This window comes from Halarcobacter mediterraneus (assembly GCF_004116625.1).
GTDB lineage: Bacteria > Campylobacterota > Campylobacteria > Campylobacterales > Arcobacteraceae > Halarcobacter > Halarcobacter mediterraneus.
Genome location: NZ_NXIE01000003.1, coordinates 306425 through 327745, shown reverse-complemented (window position 1 = coordinate 327745; position 21321 = coordinate 306425). Strand labels below are relative to the sequence as shown.

Below are 21321 nucleotides of genomic sequence, written 5' to 3'. Positions count from 1 at the left end.
TATTAATATATGATATTCTTGTTAAAATGTTTCACGTGAAACACCGTAAAAAAAATGTAAATAGTTTTACATTTTTCGGTGTTGAAAGTGGAGTGGTGTGCAAGCTTGCACCCACGTAACTAGAGAAACATTTTATTAGGCTGTTGTAAAATACTATTTAATAATTTGTTTTTCTAGTAAATAAGAAGTTAGTTTTTGCATTGCTGCTTTGTGGTTTTTTAAGAAGTCTTCGTGAGCATTTTCATTTGTATAGTTTGTAATAACAAAGATTCCCGCAACTGGAATTTCAAACTCTTTGGCTACTTGTAAAATAGAGTAAAACTCCATATTTTCACATCCGATTCCATACTCATTAAAGTTTTTTGATAATTCAAAGTTTTTAGAAATATAGTTTGAAGAGTTTATGATGGTATCATTTCGTACCATTTTATTTTCTGATTCAAGTACATTATCAAGTGGAGTATAAGAGTTGTCTTCTAAAAATGATAGTTCAATATTAGCTGCTCTTTTTGATTCTACTATATCAAAAATTTCATGATTTCCATAGCTTCCTGCACTTCCAATAAAAAGTAAAAAATCAGGTTTGTCAAATAAACATTGTCTTGTAAGATTAATTGCCGTCTCAATTAATCCTACTCCCATTTCTTTTGCGAAATTAAAAGTTTCATTTCTCCCTGCACAAATTATCATTATTTACACTCTAAAGTAAAAGATGGAGTAATTGATACTTCTTCTTCATTTGATTCAGGAACAGCAATTTTTGTACTAAATGAAGATTCTGAATTATAAGCCATTCTTGCAATTGGTCTATATGAGTTAGTATTAATACTTATATTTTTTATTTTACACTCTTTATTTAAAGTATTTGATAACTCATTTGCATAATTACTAAGCCATTGAATTGAAGTTAATCTTAATTCTTCTTGAGCTTTAATATATTTATCTTCTTTTACTGTCCAACTTAAATTATTAATAATAATATTTGTATCTCTATCTTTTTTTAAATCTATTAATTGACTTATAAATTCATTAATATTACTTGCTTTAGTTGAACTTACTTTATATCTTAATTCTCCTCTGTATCCAATAATCTTTGGAACATTGTTTGAAGTTCTGTAATCAGGTCTAATATTTAATGTTCCATAATCTTTTTCAACTTTATTATAAGACTTTATTTTTTTATTAAATTTTTCAAGTGTTTTGTTTATCTTTTTTTCACTATCATCTTTAATTACAATACTTAAATTTGTTGTGAGTGTATCTTGAACTAGTGTCTTAGAAAATTTTTTATTAAAATTCACATCAAATGAGAATAATAAAGCTGGCACTGCTGCTAATAAACAAATTTTTTTCATATTAAATCCTTACTGGTATATTATTTTCTCTTAAGTAGTTTTTTAATTCCATAATATCAATTTCTTTAAAATGGAAAATTGATGCTGCAAGTGCTGCACTTGCTCCGCATTCAAAAGCTTCTTTTATGTGTTCCATTGTTCCTGCACCGCCACTGGCAATGACAGGGATATCAACAATACTAGAGATTTTTGAAGTTATTTCTAACTCAAAACCTGTTTTAGCTCCATCTGTATCCATTGATGTAAGTAAAATTTCTCCAGCTCCTCTATCATATACTTCTTTTGCCCATGAAATTGCATCAATTCTTGTATCCTCTCTACCACCTTTTACAAAAACGTGGTATGAACCATCTGCTACTTTTTTTACATCAATAGCAACAACAATACATTGTGAGCCAAATCGTTTTGCACCTTCATTAATAAAGTCAGGATTAACAACTGCTGAAGAGTTTATGGATACTTTATCACAACCTACATTAAGCAAATTGTAGATATCTTCGAGCTTTCTTATGCCTCCTCCTACAGTTAGAGGGATAAAGACTTCTTTAGCTACATCTTTTACTATATCAACTATAGTATCTCGATTTTCATGGCTTGCTGTAATATCTAAAAATGTAATTTCATCAGCACCTTCATTATTGTATCGTTTAGCTACTTCAACTGGATCTCCAGCATCTCTTAATCCAATAAAATTTACACCTTTTACAACTCTTCCGTCTTTTACATCTAAACAAGGTATAATTCTTTTTGCAAAATAACTCAATATAAATTCCTTCTTAAAATTAAGTAAAATCTTATCTAATTGTAAGTTAAATGAAGCTATACTATTTATTCTTATGAAAAAGTTAATAAAAGCAAAGAAAAAGTTTGGACAAAACTTTTTAATCGACAAATCAATATTAAATAGAATCATCCAATCGATGCCCAATAATAGTAATAAATTAGTTGAAATTGGGCCTGGCTTAGGTGATTTGACAGAAAAGTTAGTCAAGTACAAAGATACGCTAGCGTATGAAGTAGATACTGATTTAATTAGTATTTTAAAGTCAAAGTTTGCAATAGAACTTGATAATGGCCGATTTCAACTTATCCACACAGATGTTTTAACGGCATGGGAAGAAGCTGGTAGTCTATATGAAAATAAATATGACTTAGTAGCTAATCTTCCTTATTATATTGCGACGAATATTATATTAAGAGCAATTGAAGATGATAATTGTGAGAATATTCTTGTGATGATTCAAAAAGAAGTAGCTTTAAAGTTTTCTGCAAAAGAAAATGAAAAAGAATTTTCTTCTTTGGGTGTTATAGCAAGTCTATGTTCGAAAGAAAATGGGATATTATTTGATGTTCCTCCTGAGTCTTTTGACCCTCCGCCAAAAGTTATGTCTTCAATACTATATATTAAAAAAGATATGGGTGTAAAACTAGATAAAGGTTTTTTAAAATTTTTAAAAGTTTGTTTTTCTCAACCAAGAAAAAAGCTTTTTAAAAATTTATCCAATATTTATGATAAAGAACTTTTATCTAATATTTATAGTGATCTTGATTTAATAGAAACTTTAAGACCTCATGAGTTAAGCGCATCTTTGTATAGCCAAATGTATACAAAGGTGAATAATGGAAAACAACGAAACAAATAAAGTAGAACAAGAAAATACTGAACAAAAAAATGGTACTCAGAAACAAGAAAAGTCTTCTGAGAAGAAACCATATAATAAAAGAAGAAAACCAAATCCTAGAGCTAGAACAAATAGCAGTAAAACTAATAAAAGTTGGTTAACAGACTTAAAAAAAGCATATATTATAAATGAAAAGTCTCATAAAAATAGATTAAATCCACATAATAAATTAAACCTTTCAACAAATGCAAAAATTAGGATAACACCTCTTGGTGGTTTAGGTGAAATTGGTGGAAATATGATGGTAGTTGAAACTGAAAAGAGTGCAATTATTGTTGATGTAGGAATGAGTTTCCCTGATGAAGATATGCATGGTGTTGATATTTTAATTCCAGATTTCTCTTATATAAGAGAAATTAAAAATAAAATTGAAGCTGTAATTATTACCCATGGACATGAAGACCATATTGGTGCTATGCCATATTTATATAAAGAGATGCAATTTCCTATTTATGGAACATCATTACCATTAGAAATGATTGGTTCAAAGTTTGATGAACATAAGATGAGAGAATATAGAAAACTATTTAGACCTATTGAAAAAAGAGTACCAGTCAAAATTGGAGATTTTGAAATAGAATGGATTCATATTACTCACTCTATTATTGATTCATCTTCTTTAGCTATTACTACAGAAGCTGGTACTATTATTCATACAGGAGATTTTAAAATAGATCATACTCCAATAGATGGCTTTCCAACAGATTTACATAGATTTGCACACTATGGAGAAAAAGGTGTTCTATTACTTATGTCTGATTCAACAAACTCTCACTCTCCTGGATTTACAAAATCAGAAAGAACAGTAGGACCTACATTTGATAGATTATTTTCTTCTGCAAAAGGTAGAGTGATAATGTCTACTTTCTCATCTAATATTCATAGAGTTTCTCAAGCAATTGAACATGGAATTAAATATGGTAGAAAAGTATGTGTTATTGGAAGATCAATGGAAAAGAACCTTGAAATTGCTATGAGTTTAGGATATATAAAATTCCCAAGGGATCAATTTATTGAAGCACATGAAGTAAATAAATATGATGATAAAGAAGTTCTTATTGTAACAACTGGTAGTCAGGGTGAATCTATGAGTGCTTTATATAGAATGTCAATCCATGAGCATAGACATATTAAAATTAAGCCAGGGGATCAAATTATTCTTTCTGCAAAAGCAATTCCTGGAAATGAAGCAAGTGTATCTGCTATTATTAATCATTTACTTAAAGCTGGTGCACAAGTAGCATATCAAGATTTTAGTGAAATTCATGTATCTGGACATGCTGCTCAAGAGGAACAAAAATTAATGTTAAGATTAGTTAAACCTAAATTCTTTATGCCTATTCATGGTGAATATAATCATGCATTAAGACATGCAAGGACAGGTATTGATTGTGGTGTATTAGAAAGAAATACTTATATTATGAGTGATGGAGAACAAGTAGAAGTTACTCCAAAATATCTTAAAAAAGTGAAATCTGTTAAAACTGGTAAAGTTTATATTGACAATCAACTTAATAATAAAATTGCAGATGACATTGTAATTGATAGACAAACCATGGCAAATGAAGGTGTTGTTATGATTGTTGCTCAAGTTAATGAAAATGATAGAAAAATGGAACAAAGACCTAGAGTTACATCATTTGGACTTGTTCCTAATAAACAAGATAGAGCTTTTTCAAAAGAGATAGAAGATTTATTAGATACATTCTTAAAAAATGCAAAAGAGGGTATATTTAAAAATAATAGAATTGTTGAAGATGAGATTAGAAAAGTTGTTAGAAAACACTGTATTAGAAAATATAAAAAATACCCAATGATTGTACCAACACTATTTGTTCAATAAGGAAAATAAATGAATTTTAACGAGATTGCTTTTGATGTATTAAAAACTGAAGCTAATGAATTATTAATAGCTGCTAATAATATAAAAGATTTTGATATAGAAAAAGCAGTTGATTTAGTTGTTTCTTGTAAAGGAAAACTTATTGTTACAGGAGTAGGAAAATCTGGTTTAGTTGGAGCTAAAATAGCTGCAACACTAGCTAGTACTGGAACATCCTCTTTCTTTTTACATCCTACTGAAGCTATGCACGGTGACTTAGGAATGATAGGTAAAGATGATATTGTTTTAGCAATATCATATAGTGGGGAGAGTGAAGAATTAATCCAACTTTTACCACATTTAAAAAGATTTGATATACCATTAATAGCAATGGCAAAAACAAAAGAATCAACTCTTGGAAAGTATTCTGATTTCTTTATTAATATTTCTGTATCTAAAGAAGCCTGTCCTTTAGATACTGCTCCTACTTCTTCTACAACATTAACAATGGCTATGGGTGATGCTTTAGCTGTTTGTTTAATGAAAAAAAGAGATTTTAAAAAAGAAGACTTTGCATCATTTCATCCTGGAGGAAGTCTTGGTAAAAAACTTTTTGTAAAAGTTTCAGACTTACTGAGAAAAGAAAATTTACCAATTGTTTCACGTGAAACAAAACTAAAAGATGCAATTGTTATAATGAGTGAAGGTAGATTGGGAAATGTTTTTGTTGTTGATGAAGATGGAAAATTAAGTTCAGTTTTAAGTGATGGTGACTTAAGAAGAGCACTAATGGATAAAAACTTTACTTTAGAGTGTGATGTTGAGTCAATTTCAAATAAAAATCCTAAAACTATAAATGATAAAAATATACTAGCAAGTGATGCACTAAGAATTATAGAAGATTATAAAATACAAGTGTTAATAGTTACAGATGAAGAGGGTAAAGTTCAAGGAATTTTACATATTCATGATTTAATTGAAGCAGGAATCAAATAATGAAAAATCAAGAAGAAATAATAGAACTAACTAGACTTAATAAATTTATATCTCATAATAGCAACTATTCTAGAAGAGAAGCAGATAAAATAATTGAAGAAGGAAGAGTATCTGTCAATGGAAAAGTAGTCACAAATCTTGCTACAAAAGTATCAATTAATGATGAAGTAAAAATAGGTAAAAAATTAATTAAAGAAGATAAAAATAGAATGTACACAGTAATTATGTACAATAAACCTAAAGGTGAATTGGTTACAAAAAATGATCCTCAAGGAAGAAAAACTATTTTTGATACTTTAGGACAAAAATATAAACATTTTCTACCAATTGGTAGACTTGACTATGCTAGTGAAGGTTTAATTCTTTTAACTGATTCTGTTGATGTGGCTAATAAATTAATGCATTCAAAACTAGAAAGAATTTATAAAATAAAAGTAGATGGAGAAATACATCCTAAAGTTGAAGAAGCCATGTTAAATGGTTTAGAACTTGAAGATGCAAGTTCAGGAGCCCATGAAAAATCAAAAATAAAAGCAATGAGTTTTGAACCTTTTATTGCATATCAAGTTCTTACAAATAATAAAAACTTCTCTAAACTAAAAGTTGCAATATCAGAAGGTAAAAATAGAGAACTTAGAAGATTTTTCGGACATTTTGGTTTAAATGTAATGGATTTAAAAAGATTTGAATTTGGAGGGATGACTCTAAATAATCTTCCTACTGGTAAAAGTAGATACTTAACAAAGGATGAATATAGAGACTTAAGGTCTTTCTTAAAAGTTGATGATGACTGACTTATCGAATATTTTAAGACCACAAAAGCTAATTGAGTTTGTGGGACAAAAACATATAATAGGGAAAGATAAAACTTTATACAAACTTATAGAAAAAAAAGAGATACCACATCTTTTTTTCTATGGTAAACCAGGAACTGGAAAAACAACACTAGCAAAAATCATTGCAAAAACAATAAATACAGATTATTATTATTTTAATGCAACAACAATTAAAATAGATGAACTAAGAAAAGTCTTTGATAGATACAAAAATGCTTTAATCAAACCTATTGTTTTTATTGATGAAGTACATAGATTATCTAAAAATCAACAGGAAGTTTTACTTCCTATAATGGAAAATTATGATGCAATAATAATTGGTGCAAGTACAGAAAATCCATTTTTTACCCTTACTAATGCAATTCGTTCAAGGTCTTTTCTTTTTGAGTTTAAATCCCTTACAAATGAAGATTTAGATCAAGTTCTTAATAGTGCAGTTAATAATGCAGATTTAACGATAAATAAAGAGTGTAGAGAGTATTTAATCAATTCAAGTGGTGGTGATGCAAGGGCTATGTTAAATTTGCTTAATTTTGCTTCTAAAATATCAAAGGAAATTGATATTGAAGTATTGAAAGATTTAAGAAAAGATAGTATTGTTGATGGAGTGAGTTCTAAGGATTCTCATTATGATTTAGCAAGTGCATTGATAAAATCTATGAGGGGTTCTGATGTGGATGCTGCAATATACTATTTATCAAGACTAATTGCTGGAGGAGAGAGTGTAGAGTTTATAACTCGAAGATTAGTAATTTTTGCAAGTGAAGATATAGGTAATGCAAATCCAAATGCTTTCAATTTAGCAGTAAATACTATGATCTCTACATCTAAAATAGGATATCCAGAAAGTAGAATAATTTTAGCTCAATGTGTAGTTTATTTAGCTTCTTGTCCCAAATCTAATAGTGCTTATGCAGCTATAAATAAAGCATTACATGAAGTAAAAAATGGTAAGATATTAAATATTCCAAAACATCTTGATAATAAACACGAAGGTTATTTATACCCACATGATTTTGGTGGTTGGGTTGAACAAGAGTATTTAAAAGAAGATTTAATATATTATGAATCATTAAATATTGGATATGAAAAAACTTTGAATGAATGGTTAAAAAAAATCAAAAATAAAGATTAGTAAATTAAAAGGGTTTAGATGGATTTTCTTTTAGAATATTACTTATGGATATTAGTATTTCATATTGTTGCTGTAATGTCATGGATGTCAATGTTATTTTATCAACCTAGACTTTATGTATATCATACAGAACATAAAGATAAAAAAGATTTTGTAGAAGTTGTTAAGATTCAAGAATATAAAATGTATAAATATATAGGAATGCCTGCAATGTGGGCTTCAATTGCTAGTGGAATTTTGATGATTGCTTTACAACCTGATATGTTAAAAGGTGATGGTTGGCTTCATGCAAAAATATTTTTTGCTTTACTTTTAATTGCATATTCTTTTTCTTTGGGTTATTTTATGAAAGAATTAGCAAAAGGTAATTATTCAAAAAAAGGAAGCTTCTTTAGAGCATATAATGAAGTTCCAACTGTATTAGCAGTATTAATAGTAGGCTATGTAGTGACAAAAACTTTTTCTCTTAGTTTTACAATTATTACTTTATTAATAGGAAGTTTTATAATATATAAAGTACTAAAACAAAAACCAAAAGAGAAAAAGAGTTAATATGAATTTTGAAAAAGTATATATTTTAGATACAAATATATTACTTGAAGATGCAAGTAATATATTTAAATTGAGTGATGAAAAGAAAAATCTAATTGTTTTACCTGAGACTGTTTTAGATGAAATAGATAGTAAAAAAAGTGGTTTTGATGAAATAAATTTTCAAGCAAGAGAATTCGCTAGAATCTTAGAGAATTCAACTATTATTAACACAAGAAAAGATGGAAATTTTAAAATAGTAAGTTTAGAAATTCTTTCTCAAAAAGAAGCAATAATTGATGTGATTTCTTGTGAAGAATATGCAATAAATACAAAAAATGTTGCAAACAATATAATTAATGATAGAAAAATACTAGAAATAGCAAAATTCTGTAAAGAAAACTATAAAGAGGAAAGTACTTTTCTTTCTTTAGATATTATGGCAAGAACAAGAGCCGTATCACTTGATATAAAAACAGATTCTTTATTAGGCTCAGATAATGATACTTTTAATTATGAGTTTATTAAAACAATAGAAATAAATTTTGAAGATACAGAACATTTAGATAATGCCTTAATTACTGATTATGATAAAGAGTATAAACCATATAATTTTAATTACTGTTTTAAAGTAAAAGGATCAGATCAAGTAATACTTGTAACAGTTCAAAATAATAGAGTTGTTTTATTAGATGAAGGTGAAATGAGAAATCAGATAATAACACCTTTAAATAAAGAGCAACTTTTCTTTTCATCTGGAATTTTATCTCATTTTTATAATGTATTAATAGTAGAAGCTAAAGCAGGTTCAGGTAAAACCTTGCTTGCTTTAAGTGGAGCATTAAAACTAGTAAGACAAAAATATTTTCAAAGAATTATATATATTAGAAATTCAATTGAATCTTTAGATAAAGGTGAAGATATTGGATATTTACCAGGATATGAAGAAAAATTTAAAATATATAATCATCCTTTAATGGATAGTTTAGACTATATTGTAAGAAGTGAACATAAAAGAAAACAAACAAATAAAAAGAATACAGATAATATCCAAGAATTAGATGATCAAGAGGTTACTCAAAGAATTGAACAACTTATACAAAACTATGGAATCGAAACAATGTGGGTAGGTGAGATGAGAGGAAGAACTCTTTCAAATGCTTTTGTTATAATCGATGAAGCACAAAATATGTCAAATAAGACAATGCAAATGGTCTTATCAAGAGTTGATAACACTTGTAAAGTAGTAATTTTAGGAAGTAATAAACAAATTGATAACTTTTATGTAAATAAACATACAAATGCTTTGACTACTCTTTTAAAGTCAACAAAAAATGAAAATTCACTAATCAATATTTTTGCAATAAAACTACAAAAAGTATTAAGAGGTCCAATTACAGAATGGGCTGAACAAATCTTTTCTACAAAAAATAGATAATTTTATTTAAAATATGATACCTTTATGTATTAAAATACGTAAAGGTAAACATATGAAGATAGTATTTTTAGATGCAGAAACTTTGGGAGAAGATATCTCTTTAGATAAATTTGATTCTTTTGGTGAAGTAATTAAATATCAAGATACAAATCCTGAAGAAACATTAATAAGAGTTAAAAATTGTGATGTTGTAGTTACAAATAAAGTAGAAATCACAAAAGAAATAATAGAAAACTCAAACTTTAAACTTATATGTGTTGCTGCTACTGGAATAAACAATATAGATATAGAAGCAGCAAAACAGGCAAATATAGAAGTAAAAAATGTAAGTGATTATTCAACATCAAGTGTTGCACAAATGACTTTTACTCTTACTTTGGATTTAATACATAAATTAGATTATTATAAACAATATGTTGAAAGTTTAAGCTGGTCAAATGGAAAATTATTTACTAATGTAGACAAACCATTCTTTGAGTTAAAAAACAAAAAATGGGGAATAATTGGACTTGGAAATATTGGAAAAGAAGTTGCAAAAATAGCAAAAGCTTTTGGATGTGAAGTAAATTACTATTCTACTTCAGGTAAGAATTTAGATACAAACTATAAGCATCTTAGTTTAGAAGAATTATTAAAGCAATCAGACATTATTAGTATTCATTCTCCATTAAATAAAACAACACACAATTTGTTAAATAAGACTAATTTAAATTTGTTGAAAAAGGATTGTATCTTGGTAAATGTTGGAAGAGGTGGAATAATAAATGAGAAAGATTTAGCAGAGAAACTAGATTCTCAAAAAAGCTTATATTGTGGGCTAGATGTTATAGAAAAAGAACCAATTGTAAAAGATAATCCTTTACTAAAAATCAAAAATAAAGACAGACTTGTATTAACACCACATATTGCATGGAGCTCAATAGAAGCAAGAATAACCTTAGTAGATAGAATATTTGACAATATAAAAAAATTTGTATTATAATACGTATTGTAATTTGTATAGGAGTACATAAATGAATCTTTTGCAGTATAAATCAAATGAGATGATATCCTCAACAGAATTGATAAGAAAGAGTAAAAGTATTTTTAATAAAATACAAAAAAAAGAGATTGAAAAAGCAGTTATTTTAAGAGATGGGAAACCTCAATTTATGCTACTTGATTTTGAAACTTATGAAAAACTAATGACTGAGTATTTATCTTTTAAAGAAAACAAAGAGAAAATAAAAAAAGAAGAAGTTCTAGAAAATACTGAAATTGCAGAAGAAGATATACAAAAGGCTTTTGATGAAATTGAAAAATTGAATCTAGAACCTAGAACTGTTAGCAGTACAAAGAATATAGAAATTACAGTTGATGATATAATAGAAGAAGAAATAAAAAATGAAGAAGAACCCTTAAAAGAGTTTTGGGAAAAGTAAAAAAGTAATGGTGACCATGATTGGGCTTGAACCAACGACAACTACGATGTCAACGTAGTGCTCTACCAACTGAGCTACACGGTCAAATTAATATAAAAATTACTTTTTTATTTCATGAAGTGTATTTAATAAATATGCTTCAACAATTTCATCTATACTTCTTTGTGTTGGAGCAACTAAAACAGTCATATTTTCTTCTTGAAATTGCCAAACATATTCTTGGTCATTTTCAACAACAACTGTTTCTATATAGGCATTAACATCTTCTTTGTTTTTGTGGAATTTACAATTTACTATTCTTCCCTCATCAAGCTCAATAAAAGCCCAATACTTACAATTATCAAGTGTTGTTAACAGTGCTTCATATCTTCTATCCGAATCTACAGGGATTAGTAAACACATACTATTTTCCTCAATTTTTTATTTTTAGGTGGTATTATATATTTTTACAACTTATTAAAACTTTACTTCTTTGCTATAAGTAATTTTTTTCAAACCATTTCGAAAAAATAAAGATAGTCCAAAGGTGTTGTTTAAACTTTTTTTGTGAAGCTAAAGTATAAATATGTTTTAAATATTCTTCATTAAATAGTTTTGTTTCTTTATTTACTTTCAATATTATTTCTAAAATAGAATCTTTATACTCTTCTTGAATCCACTCATTAAATGGCGAATTAAAACCTTTCTTTGTTCTGTGAACAATCTCTTTAGGTATATATTTAGAAGCTATTTTTTTAAGAAGATATTTATTTGTATCTCCAACTTTAAGTTTTGAATCAATACTAAAGGCAAGATTAACTAATCTATAGTCTAAAAAGGGAGTTCTAAGCTCTAAAGAGTTCTTCATAGAAATACGGTCAATCTTACTAAGTAATGCTTCTCCTAGCCATATTTTTAAATCAATATAACTCATCCAATCTACAGGGTCTTTTTTTGGGGTCTCTGTTTTGAAAGTAGGAACTTTCTTAAATAGTTTTCTTTTTTGAATATCTGAATAAATCTCACCAAAAGAGTTATAGATATTTTGTTTTTTTACAACTCTTCTTAAATATTCACTCTCCTTAGTATTGTTTTGTAAGGCACCAATAATGGAGTCTAAAAACTCATTTTGTCCACTATCTAAAGTTTTTGCAAAATCATAGTATCCTAAAAACTTAGCATAGTTATCATATCCTAAAAAGAGTTCATCACTTCCTTCTCCACTTAAAACAGTTTTTATTCCTACATTATGTATTTTATTTGTAAGAATATTAAGTGGAACCGCTGCACTATCTGCATGAGGTTGTTCCAATGCTGTTAAAGTATCTTCAAAATAGTTTATAAAATCATCTTTTCCTATTTCAAGTCTTGTATGATTTGAGTTTATATGTTTTGCTGTAATCTCTGCATAATCTAATTCGCAATAGTTTTTATATTCACTATATCCTACAGAGAAAGTGTTTATTTTACTATCTGTAATTTTAGAGTATAAAGCAGATACAAGTGAACTATCAAGCCCACCACTAAGTAAACTTCCAACTTCTACATCAGAAACTAGTCTTGCTTCAATACTTTTTATTAGAGCCTCTTCTATCTTTTCTAAGGCTTCATCTTCCTCTTTTATAGCTTTGTAGGTATTGATTTTATAGTATCTTTTCTTTTTTAAATCATTATTTTGTAAAGTAAAGTAAGTTGCTGCTTCAAGGGAATTTATATCTTGATAGAAAGTATTTGGAGATATTGGAACAAAATATTGTACATATTGACTTAAGGCTACTTTATTTAATTTTGGAGTACTTCCTAAGAGTTTTATAATAGAATGAATTGAAGAAGAGAAGATAAATTTATTGTCTTTTAAATAGTAAAAAAAGGGTTTCTTCCCATATCTATCTCTAGCACAAAAGTATTTCTCTTTTTTCATATCAAAAATGCAAAAAGAGAACATCCCATTTATTTTGTTTAAAAAATCTTCTTCATACTTTTGATATAGTCTTATTAAAACCTCTGTATCTGATAAGGTTTTACATTTTAAATTTTCTTCTTGTATAAGTTCTTTATAGTTATAAATTTCTCCATTAAAAACAATTAAAATATCATCAAAAACCATTGGTTGATTTGCTTCATTGTCTAAATCAATAATTGCTAATCTTGTATGTCCGAACTCTTTATCTTTTATTTTTAAAGAAGAACTAAAATCAGGACCTCTATTGTATAAATTCTCTAAAGCTTCTTTAAAATTATTTGATAAAAAATTACTTCCTAAAATACCACACATTTTATAGTCCAAAGAATTTATTTATTACAATTACATAAATAGCCATAAAAGCTACAAAGCAAAGTGTACTAATAATTACTGCAAAAGTTGTATCAATAGGCTTACAGTTATAAAGTGAAGATAGGTTTACATTATTTACGGCAAGTGGCACAATTAATTCTAGGAAAATGATTGCACCAACAAATGGATCAATTTTAAAATAAACAATTACAAATAAACCAATAATAGGTAAAATAATATGTTTAAAAAGAGTTATATTTATAGATAAATTCCAATTAGCACTTTTTACTTTAACTTGAGACATAAATATACCAAATACAATAAGTTGCATAACAATAGCTGCATAAGCACCCATATTAAATACTTTATCTAAATCCTCATTTAATGAAAAACCATAATAATTAAATAAAAGTGCTAATATTGCTGAATGCATAGCTGGTATTTTAAAAATCTCTTTTAACGCATCTGTAAATTTAAACTTTTCTCCTGCAAAAAAATAAACAGAAAAAATATAGATATAAAATATATTAGCAATATTTAAAATAGAAGTATAAGGAACAGAAGCTTCTCCAAAAAGAGCAATTCCAAGTGGAATACCTAAGTTTCCTGTATTTCCTACAAGAGAAGATGCCAAAAATATTGAACGGTCTTGATAATTCTTAAAAATCTTTTTCGAATAAAAAAATGCAATAATCAAGGTAATAAAAATAGCTATAAAATAAATAAGAGGAGATATTAAAAACTCATTATTGATAGGAGCTCTTGTTAAACCCCAAAAAATAAGTACTGGTTGTAAAAAGTATAGATTTAAAAGTACAAAGCTTTTTTCTTTTACTTCATTTTTGAAAACTCTTTTAAAAATAAAACCAATAACAATAAAAAGATAAATAGTACTAACAGATATTAATGCTTCTATGTAAGATTCCTTTTCTTAAAAAAGAATCTTATCAAAAAAAAGTAGTCTATTTGCTTTTAAGTCATAATACCTTTTATCATAAAAAAGATAGCAGCAGATAATAAAGCAGCCGTAGGAACAGTAATAATCCAAGCAGCAATTATTTTCTTAACAGCATCTCTTTTTACATATTTTACTTTTTTTGCAGATTTGAAATTTCTTTTATCTTCTCTAACTTGTTCTATTTTTTCTTCAATATTTTTATAAAGTTCAGCAATTCTAATATAATCTGATTTCTTTTTTTCTGATAAAGCTTCTAGTGTAGTTAGCTCTTCTTCATAATCATCTAGAATTTTTTTATCTTTTTTAAATTTTTTTCTTGTATCTGCTATAAATCTTGTTTCTGATGAATCAATCCACTCTCTTAAGAATCCAACTCCAAATACTCCACCAACTGCAATATGAGTAGAAGAAACAGGAAGACCCAATTGTGAAGCAAAAATCACAGTTACAGCTGCAGCCATTGCGATAGAAAAGGCTCTTATTTGATCTAACTCAGTAATTTCAGAGCCAACAGTTTTGATTAGCTTTGGACCATATAAAGCAAGACCTACTGCAAGACCAATCGCTCCTACTGCCATTACCCAAAAAGGTATATCAACTTTTGGAGAAATACCTCCATGCATTATTGCATCATTTATAGCAGCAAGTGGTCCAATTGCATTTGCTACATCATTTGCTCCATGGGCAAAAGATAGTAATGCAGCTGCAAAAATAAGTGGTATTGTGAATAAAGAGTTAACCCCTTCTCTATCATTAGCTATTTTTGAAGATGCTTTTATAACAAGTGGTTTAACAAAATAGTAAATACAAATAGCAATAATTAGTCCAATAAGGGAAGCAGTTAAAAAATCAAGTTTTATTAGTTTTTTAACACCTTTCAGAATTAAGTAAGTTGAAAATGCCCAAGACATAACAGCTACTAAAATAGGCACAAATTTTTTAGCAGATTCCAGTAAATCCTCTTTAAAAATGATTTTCTTTTTAATAAAATAAAGAAAACTAGCAGCAATAATTCCACCTAATAATGGAGAAATAACCCAAGAAGCTGCTATTTTAGCCATTGTTCCCCAAGAAACTATGGAAAAGCCAGCAGCTGCTATACCAGCTCCCATTACTCCACCTACAATTGAGTGTGTTGTCGAAACAGGTGCTCCTATAGATGTTGCGAAGTTTAACCAAAGAGCAGCCGCCAAAAGAGCAGCAGTCATAGCCCAAATAAATATTTCAGGATTTGTTATTAATGCTGGATCAATAATGCCTTTTTTTATTGTCTTTACAACATCTCCACCTGCAATAAAAGCTCCAGCGGCTTCAAATACGGCAGCAATAATAATTGCCCACATAAGAGTCATCGCTTTTGAGCCAACAGCTGGACCAACATTATTTGCAACATCATTGGCTCCAATATTCATAGCCATATAAGCACCAAATACTGCTCCAATGATTAAGAAAGTATTGTTATGAACATTGCCATGTGAAGTATAGCTCCATAAAAATACAAGTACAACGAATATAAGTGCTAAAGAAAATTTTGCAAAGCTTGGTAGTGTTTCATCTGTAGCTTTTTCAAATTTATGAAGTGTTTTAATATCCAAAGTTTCCCTTTTGTGTAACTATTTTGTAATTTAGTGTTGGTATGATTTTATTGGGTAATTCCTTATACAACCTTTAAATAAGCTTAAGTTTTATATTACTAATCTAGCTATATTATTTCATATCTCTATAATATATTCTTCTAAATTTCTAAATAATATTAAATTTTTATACAATTTAAATAATATTACTTGACAAAATAGTTTTTTTTCTATAGAATAGTAATAAAATATAGAGAAACTAAATTAAAAAGGAGAAAATATGAGCATTTCAATCTTAAGAAGTAAAGATTCTACAAAGATAGAAAAGGTTAAAAAAGAATTTGATGTGTTTAGAGTAATCACAATGAAAAAAGGAAATCTAAACAGTATTGAATTTTTTAATAAAGATGGTGCTTTTAGAGGTTTTGGTAGAGATTTTAAAACTGCTTATAGAAAAGCTAAAAAAACTTTAAAAAACTACTACAACTAATGAATAACAAGAAGAGGGTAACCTCTTCTTAATGAAATTTTATAACTCAAGCATTATATTAAAAAGAAAAGTTCTAGGATCCCCTTGCGTATCAGAATAAATATAATACTCTTCATTTAGTATATTTTTTATATCTAAATCAATTCTCAAGTCTTTATTTCTAAACTGCGTGAAAAAAGAAGCACCAATACTTCCTATTGTATAACTATCGAGTTCTTCATTGTTTGAACTATCACTATACCTTTTTGCAACATGTGAAACTTTACTTATAAATTTTATATTTTTTAAACTATATTCTAAACTTACATCGGCTTTTTTTTCAGGAGAATATTTAGGTTTTTTACCTATTAGATAATCCAAATTACTATTCGTAACTTCAATATCAGTAACCTTTGCTGAGGTGGTTACTTTAATATCTTCACTTAAATTCTTTGACAAAGAAAGTTCAACTCCTTGATAGTCTTCTTCAATATTTTTAAAACTATTATCCTCTTCTTCATCATAGATATAATTATAATCCCGATCTACTTTAAAAAATGAAGTTTTTATAGAGTATGAGTTTTGAACTTCTTTTGATAGTGAAAGACTAATTCCTTTATATCTTTTATCGCTTGTTTCTATATAATCATTGTCTAGTTCTTTTTCTTTTCTATATATATAGTCTCGATTGATTTGATATAAAGAGGTATCAATGGAAAAAAAATCAAAATCACTTTTTACATTAAAACTAAACTTTTTGTTTTTATTATCTTTAAAAACTTTGTAGTCTGATTTATGACCTATCGTGTCTATATTTGTTCCTTCAAAACTTAAACTTGTAGTAAGAAAAGAGTAGGGTTTATAGTATAGTTTTATATTAGACTCTTGAGAAATATCTTTTTTTCTGTAAATAGAGCTAGCAATATAGTTACTTCCTATAGAGTCTTTATATTGCATATTAATATCTAACCAGATTTCATTATTTAGATACATATAATTATTGAATAAAAGATTATACATATTTTCTTCATCATATAAATCATTATATTTAGTATAAGTATTGTCGTCACTTTGATAACCAGCTTTTTTAAGCTTATAATTTAGCATATATTTGAAAAAGTCATCTTCTTTACCCATTTTAAATTCAGCTTCTTCTTTATCTAGATTTACCCATTTTAATTTATCATTAAAACCATTATAAGTATCTACAAACTCATAAGTATTTTCTTCTGCAAGAAGTTTAGTTGATAATAAAAAAAAAGTAAAAAAAAGAAAAATACTTTTACTCATAGATAAACCTTTTAACCCCTTATTGTAAGAGAATTATACTATAAAAAGTATATATAAAAAGTTTTTAGTTAAAGGTAGAACATGGAAATTTATATGAATCAATACTAATACAAGGAACACAATTCTCAGCATATAAACCCATGTTCTAATTTTGGAGATTAAATGAGGCTTCAAATATTGAATAATCGGGGGAGAATATACAATATAAGTTTGAAACCTACTAAAGAAATTATAAACAAAAAAGAATAATGAAAAGTAAATAATCTCATTATAAGTTCGTTAACTTTTTATAAAATATTGGTTCTAACTAATAATTTATAAACTTACGGTTGGGTTCCAAGGCTTTTACATAATATCTATAGCTTGTTCTTTATCACCTACCATTCTTTGGATATAATAAAGAAGGTTTTTGTAATGTTTTGTCATTTTCTTACTTGAGATTTTTGATAGATGTTATCAAAAATAAAATTAGAGTTTTCTGTAGGCGTAGTTTTTACTTAATAAAACTGGGAAAAAATTCCCAATTTTTATCTTCTTCTTGGTCTTCTTTTTTGGTCTTGGTTTCTATTTCTAGAGTTGCTATTTCTTCTTCCTCTTCCACCTCTATTACCATTTCTTGAACCACCATTTCCTCTATCGTCTTTAAGTCTTTCAAATAGTCTTTTAATATCTGTATGAGATTTACCGATATTATTATTTCCTTTTACATAAGTACTATTTGTAAGCATAGAAGCTAGTTTGTGAGCAATTGTTGATAAATCATATTCTTCTTTTAAAGATTCAACTAAATCAACCCCAGAATCATAAACTTTTTGTTCTGTGATTTTACTTTTTAATGAGTCAGTCTTTTTTTCTTTTACAGATGCTACATTTGGAATAACTTTAGCTTCAAGTTTTCCACCAGTAGCTTTTTGAATTTTTTGTAACATTCTAAATTCATGGGGAGTTACAATAGAAACTGCTGTCCCATCTTTTCCTGCACGTCCAGTTCTTCCAATTCTATGAACATAGCTTTCTGAATCAAATGGTAAATGATAATTAAATACATGAGTTACATCATTTACATCTAGTCCTCTTGCTGCAACATCAGTAGCAATTAAAATTTCTAGTTTTTTCTTTTTAAAAGCATTTATTGCTTCTTCTCTTTGTCTTTGTTCCATATCTCCATGAAGACCTTTAGCACTAAAGCCTTGAGAAACTAAAAATGTAGATAATCTATCAACTTCTTTTTTCGTTCTACAAAAAATGATAGATTTCTCAGGGTTTTTAAAATCATAAAGTCTAATTAAAGCATCATCTCTTTCAAATTCATCAACCACATAAAATGTTTGAGTAATTTTTGAATTTGTTATTTCTGATTTTGTAATAGTTATAAACTCTGGTTCTTTTAAAATAGTTTTAGCAAGAGTTTTTATTGCTGTAGGCATTGTTGCAGAAAACAATAGTGTTTGTCTTTCTTTTGGCATAAAGTTGAAGATTTCTTTAATATCATCTAAAAATCCCATATCAAGCATCTCATCTGCTTCATCTAGAACTATAAAAGAAGGTTTGATATTAATCTTTTTACCTTTTAATAAGTCTAAAAATCTTCCTGGAGTTGCTACAATAATACCTGCATTTTCAATATGTTTTAACTGTCTTGAATAAGATTGTCCACCATATACTGTTGCTGTGTTAATTCCTAGATTTTTACCAAACCTAAAAAGTTCGTCACTAACTTGCATTGCAAGTTCTCTTGTAGGAACAATTACTACAGCTTCAACTTCTTTATCACCTTTCATCTTATTAATAAGTGGTAAACCAAAAGCTGCTGTTTTTCCTGTACCTGTATGTGCTTGACCTACAATATCTTTTCCTTCTAGAATTACAGGAATAGCATCTTTTTGAATAGGACTTGGTTCTTTAAAACCTGCTTCATCAATTGCTTTTTGTAAGTTTTCTTTGAAATTAAATTCATTAAATGTCATTTATTACCTTTGTGTATTTTGCCTTGACATAGGCATTTAATATAAAAAAATACACTAATATAAACCGTTTGTATTTAATAAAACTTGATTAAAAAACTTGATGCTTACTGAAAAAAGCAGTGCTTTGAAACTAGAGACTCAAAGTAGAAATAGTATATATCTGTGTATAGTTTTGCCAATTATATCTAAAATAGGCTAAAAGAAAGCTGTAAAGCCAGAGGTGGTTACCTCTAGCTTTTATAAGTCATCTAATTTTTTATAGTTTTCTAAGTATTTTGTATCATAATTATTTGAAATAAAATCTTCATTTTCCATCATCTTTTTATGGAATGGAATAGTTGTTCTAATTCCTTCTACTTCAAACTCATTTAAAGCTCTTTTCATAATATTTATAGCTTTTTCTCTACTTCTTCCCCAAACAATTAGTTTTCCAATCATTGAGTCATAATAAGGAGGAACTATATATCCTGCATAAACATGAGAGTCAACTCTTACATTTCTTCCTCCTGGAACAAACCATTGTGAAACTTTTCCAGGACTTGGTAGGAAAGAGTTTGGGTCTTCTGCTGTAATTCTTACTTCAATAGAGTGTCCTCTAAACTTAATAGTCTCTTGAGGAGGCAATTCTTCTCCTTGTGCAACTTTTATCATTAGTTCAATAATATCAATTCCAGAAACCATTTCTGAAACAGGATGTTCAACTTGAAGTCTAGTATTCATTTCCATAAAATAGAAGTTTTGTTGGTCATCTGCTAAAAATTCAAATGTACCAGCTCCTTCATATTTTAAATATTTTGTTGCCTTAACAGCAACATCTAAAAGATTTTGTCTTGTTTCTTCATTTAACAAAATTGCAGGAGACTCTTCAATAACTTTTTGGTGTCTTCTTTGAAGTGAACAATCTCTTTCTCCAATATGAATAGCATTTCCATGAGAATCACCAACAACTTGTACTTCAATATGTCTTGGATTATTGATAAATCTTTCAAGATACATTGTTCCATCACCAAAGGCAGCAAGTGCTTCAGAAGAGGCAGCTGTAAAAAGTTGTTCAAATTTATCTTCTGATTCAATAAGTCTCATTCCTCTTCCACCACCACCTGCACTTGCTTTTGCCATAATTGGATAACCAATTTCTTCAGCAACTTTTTTAGCTTCCTCTACAGAATGAACGGCACCAGGGCTACCTGGAACAACAGGAACACCTGCTTTTATCATTTCATCTTTTGCTTTTGATTTATCAGCCATTTTTTCCATTACATCAGTTGATGGACCAATGAATTTAATATCATGTAATTTACAAATTTCTACAAAATCTTGATTTTCTGATAAAAATCCATATCCTGGAAAAATTGCATCACAACCTGTAATTTCAGCAGCAGTGATAATTGCAGGAATATTTAAATATGAATCAATTGATTTAACATCACCAATACAAATTGCTTCATCTGCATGTTTTAAATATGAAGCATTTTTATCTCCTACACTATAAATTGCAACAGATTTTTTACCCATTTCTCTAATAGTTCTAATAGCTCTTTGAACTATTTCTCCTCTATTAGCGATTAATATCTTTTTTATTTCAGCCATAGC

The 21321-nt window shown here is 27.8% G+C and carries 20 protein-coding genes and 1 tRNA gene; 10 read left to right on the top strand and 11 right to left on the bottom strand.

Features of this window, described 5'->3' with window-relative positions:
- Positions 1–153: 153 nt before the first annotated feature.
- The 3 genes from CP965_RS09105 to hisF are packed head-to-tail and all read right to left on the bottom strand — an operon-like array spanning position 154 to position 2118.
- Positions 154–690 (bottom strand): phosphorylase family protein, encoded by a 537-nt coding sequence (locus CP965_RS09105; RefSeq protein ID WP_129061780.1) that lies wholly within the window; start codon positions 688–690, stop codon positions 154–156.
- Positions 690–1355, bottom strand: a complete 666-nt coding sequence (locus CP965_RS09100; RefSeq protein WP_129061779.1) for an SIMPL domain-containing protein — start codon at positions 1353–1355, stop codon at positions 690–692. Before CP965_RS09100 ends, CP965_RS09105 begins: the two co-directional genes overlap by 1 nt.
- A gap of 1 nt (position 1356) precedes the next feature.
- On the bottom strand, positions 1357–2118 hold the full coding sequence (gene hisF / locus CP965_RS09095; protein ID WP_129061778.1) for an imidazole glycerol phosphate synthase subunit HisF: 762 nt from the start codon (positions 2116–2118) through the stop codon (positions 1357–1359).
- A 73-nt stretch (positions 2119–2191) separates the two neighbouring features.
- Here hisF and rsmA point away from each other — a divergent pair, with 73 nt between their 5' ends.
- The 9 genes from rsmA to CP965_RS09050 are packed head-to-tail and all read left to right on the top strand — an operon-like array spanning position 2192 to position 11216.
- Positions 2192–2998 carry a 16S rRNA (adenine(1518)-N(6)/adenine(1519)-N(6))-dimethyltransferase RsmA gene (gene rsmA / locus CP965_RS09090; protein WP_129061777.1) on the top strand — a complete coding sequence of 269 codons (807 nt, stop codon included), beginning with the start codon at positions 2192–2194 and terminating at the stop codon, positions 2996–2998.
- The gene (locus CP965_RS09085) at positions 2976–4880 is read left to right on the top strand and encodes a ribonuclease J (protein WP_129061776.1); all 1905 of its coding nucleotides are present in this window, start codon (positions 2976–2978) and stop codon (positions 4878–4880) included. The genes rsmA and CP965_RS09085 overlap by 23 nt, the downstream gene beginning before the upstream one ends.
- Positions 4881–4889: 9 nt before the next feature.
- A complete protein-coding gene (locus CP965_RS09080) occupies positions 4890–5855 on the top strand; it encodes a KpsF/GutQ family sugar-phosphate isomerase (RefSeq protein WP_129061775.1) in 966 nt (321 codons plus the stop codon).
- Positions 5855–6649, top strand: a complete 795-nt coding sequence (locus tag CP965_RS09075; RefSeq protein ID WP_129061774.1) for a pseudouridine synthase — start codon at positions 5855–5857, stop codon at positions 6647–6649. The genes CP965_RS09080 and CP965_RS09075 overlap by 1 nt, the downstream gene beginning before the upstream one ends.
- Positions 6642–7826: a replication-associated recombination protein A gene (locus CP965_RS09070; protein WP_129061773.1), complete on the top strand. Its 1185-nt coding sequence runs from the start codon at positions 6642–6644 to the stop codon at positions 7824–7826. Before CP965_RS09075 ends, CP965_RS09070 begins: the two co-directional genes overlap by 8 nt.
- An 18-nt stretch (positions 7827–7844) precedes the next feature.
- Positions 7845–8378 carry a protoporphyrinogen oxidase HemJ gene (gene hemJ / locus CP965_RS09065; protein ID WP_129061772.1) on the top strand — a complete coding sequence of 178 codons (534 nt, stop codon included), beginning with the start codon at positions 7845–7847 and terminating at the stop codon, positions 8376–8378.
- A gap of 1 nt (position 8379) precedes the next feature.
- The gene (locus tag CP965_RS09060) at positions 8380–9795 is read left to right on the top strand and encodes a PhoH family protein (RefSeq protein ID WP_129061771.1); all 1416 of its coding nucleotides are present in this window, start codon (positions 8380–8382) and stop codon (positions 9793–9795) included.
- A 52-nt stretch (positions 9796–9847) separates the two neighbouring features.
- Positions 9848–10777 (top strand): D-2-hydroxyacid dehydrogenase, encoded by a 930-nt coding sequence (locus tag CP965_RS09055; protein ID WP_129061770.1) that lies wholly within the window; start codon positions 9848–9850, stop codon positions 10775–10777.
- A 31-nt stretch (positions 10778–10808) separates the two neighbouring features.
- A complete protein-coding gene (locus tag CP965_RS09050) occupies positions 10809–11216 on the top strand; it encodes a hypothetical protein (protein WP_129061769.1) in 408 nt (135 codons plus the stop codon).
- An 8-nt stretch (positions 11217–11224) separates the two neighbouring features.
- On the opposite strand, the gene CP965_RS09045 is transcribed toward CP965_RS09050, so the two are convergent.
- From CP965_RS09045 to CP965_RS09025, 5 genes are all read right to left on the bottom strand, one after another.
- Positions 11225–11300 (bottom strand) — tRNA-Val (locus CP965_RS09045).
- Between the two features lie 15 nt (positions 11301–11315).
- Complete coding sequence (locus CP965_RS09040) at positions 11316–11618, bottom strand: hypothetical protein (RefSeq protein WP_129061768.1); 303 nt, start codon at positions 11616–11618, stop codon at positions 11316–11318.
- 73 nt (positions 11619–11691) lie between these two features.
- Positions 11692–13470 carry an asparagine synthase (glutamine-hydrolyzing) gene (gene asnB, locus CP965_RS09035; protein WP_129061767.1) on the bottom strand — a complete coding sequence of 593 codons (1779 nt, stop codon included), beginning with the start codon at positions 13468–13470 and terminating at the stop codon, positions 11692–11694.
- A gap of 1 nt (position 13471) precedes the next feature.
- Positions 13472–14374 carry an AEC family transporter gene (locus tag CP965_RS09030; protein WP_267285282.1) on the bottom strand — a complete coding sequence of 301 codons (903 nt, stop codon included), beginning with the start codon at positions 14372–14374 and terminating at the stop codon, positions 13472–13474.
- Positions 14375–14442: 68 nt separating this feature from the next.
- A complete protein-coding gene (locus tag CP965_RS09025; protein WP_129061765.1) occupies positions 14443–16023 on the bottom strand; it encodes an inorganic phosphate transporter in 1581 nt (526 codons plus the stop codon).
- Between the two features lie 259 nt (positions 16024–16282).
- On the opposite strand from CP965_RS09025, the gene CP965_RS09020 reads away from it, so the two are divergent.
- Entirely contained in the window at positions 16283–16492 is a 210-nt protein-coding gene (locus CP965_RS09020) for a hypothetical protein (protein ID WP_129061764.1), read from the top strand.
- 39 nt (positions 16493–16531) lie between these two features.
- Here CP965_RS09020 and CP965_RS09015 read toward each other — a convergent pair whose 3' ends face one another.
- The 3 genes from CP965_RS09015 to CP965_RS09005 form a co-directional block, all read right to left on the bottom strand.
- Complete coding sequence (locus tag CP965_RS09015) at positions 16532–17761, bottom strand: porin family protein (protein WP_129061763.1); 1230 nt, start codon at positions 17759–17761, stop codon at positions 16532–16534.
- A 527-nt stretch (positions 17762–18288) separates the two neighbouring features.
- Positions 18289–19728, bottom strand: coding sequence for a DEAD/DEAH box helicase (locus tag CP965_RS09010; protein WP_129061762.1), 1440 nt, complete (start codon positions 19726–19728; stop codon positions 18289–18291).
- A 237-nt stretch (positions 19729–19965) separates the two neighbouring features.
- Positions 19966–21318, bottom strand: coding sequence for an acetyl-CoA carboxylase biotin carboxylase subunit (locus CP965_RS09005; RefSeq protein ID WP_129061761.1), 1353 nt, complete (start codon positions 21316–21318; stop codon positions 19966–19968).
- Positions 21319–21321: the final 3 nt, after the last annotated feature.

Excerpts from the sequence above, each read along its gene's own strand:
- CP965_RS09105 (WP_129061780.1), bottom strand. The coding sequence starts at position 690 with ATGATAATTTGTGCAGGGAGAAATGAAACTTTTAATTTCGCAAAAGAA.
- CP965_RS09100 (WP_129061779.1), bottom strand. The coding sequence starts at position 1,355 with ATGAAAAAAATTTGTTTATTAGCAGCAGTGCCAGCTTTATTATTCTCA.
- rsmA (WP_129061777.1), top strand. The coding sequence starts at position 2,192 with ATGAAAAAGTTAATAAAAGCAAAGAAAAAGTTTGGACAAAACTTTTTA.
- CP965_RS09085 (WP_129061776.1), top strand. The coding sequence starts at position 2,976 with ATGGAAAACAACGAAACAAATAAAGTAGAACAAGAAAATACTGAACAA.
- CP965_RS09080 (WP_129061775.1), top strand. The coding sequence starts at position 4,890 with ATGAATTTTAACGAGATTGCTTTTGATGTATTAAAAACTGAAGCTAAT.
- CP965_RS09075 (WP_129061774.1), top strand. The coding sequence starts at position 5,855 with ATGAAAAATCAAGAAGAAATAATAGAACTAACTAGACTTAATAAATTT.
- CP965_RS09070 (WP_129061773.1), top strand. The coding sequence starts at position 6,642 with ATGACTGACTTATCGAATATTTTAAGACCACAAAAGCTAATTGAGTTT.
- hemJ (WP_129061772.1), top strand. The coding sequence starts at position 7,845 with ATGGATTTTCTTTTAGAATATTACTTATGGATATTAGTATTTCATATT.
- CP965_RS09060 (WP_129061771.1), top strand. The coding sequence starts at position 8,380 with ATGAATTTTGAAAAAGTATATATTTTAGATACAAATATATTACTTGAA.
- CP965_RS09055 (WP_129061770.1), top strand. The coding sequence starts at position 9,848 with ATGAAGATAGTATTTTTAGATGCAGAAACTTTGGGAGAAGATATCTCT.
- CP965_RS09050 (WP_129061769.1), top strand. The coding sequence starts at position 10,809 with ATGAATCTTTTGCAGTATAAATCAAATGAGATGATATCCTCAACAGAA.
- CP965_RS09040 (WP_129061768.1), bottom strand. The coding sequence starts at position 11,618 with ATGTGTTTACTAATCCCTGTAGATTCGGATAGAAGATATGAAGCACTG.
- asnB (WP_129061767.1), bottom strand. The coding sequence starts at position 13,470 with ATGTGTGGTATTTTAGGAAGTAATTTTTTATCAAATAATTTTAAAGAA.
- CP965_RS09020 (WP_129061764.1), top strand. The coding sequence starts at position 16,283 with ATGAGCATTTCAATCTTAAGAAGTAAAGATTCTACAAAGATAGAAAAG.
- CP965_RS09015 (WP_129061763.1), bottom strand. The coding sequence starts at position 17,761 with ATGAGTAAAAGTATTTTTCTTTTTTTTACTTTTTTTTTATTATCAACT.
- CP965_RS09010 (WP_129061762.1), bottom strand. The coding sequence starts at position 19,728 with ATGACATTTAATGAATTTAATTTCAAAGAAAACTTACAAAAAGCAATT.
- CP965_RS09005 (WP_129061761.1), bottom strand. The coding sequence starts at position 21,318 with ATGGCTGAAATAAAAAAGATATTAATCGCTAATAGAGGAGAAATAGTT.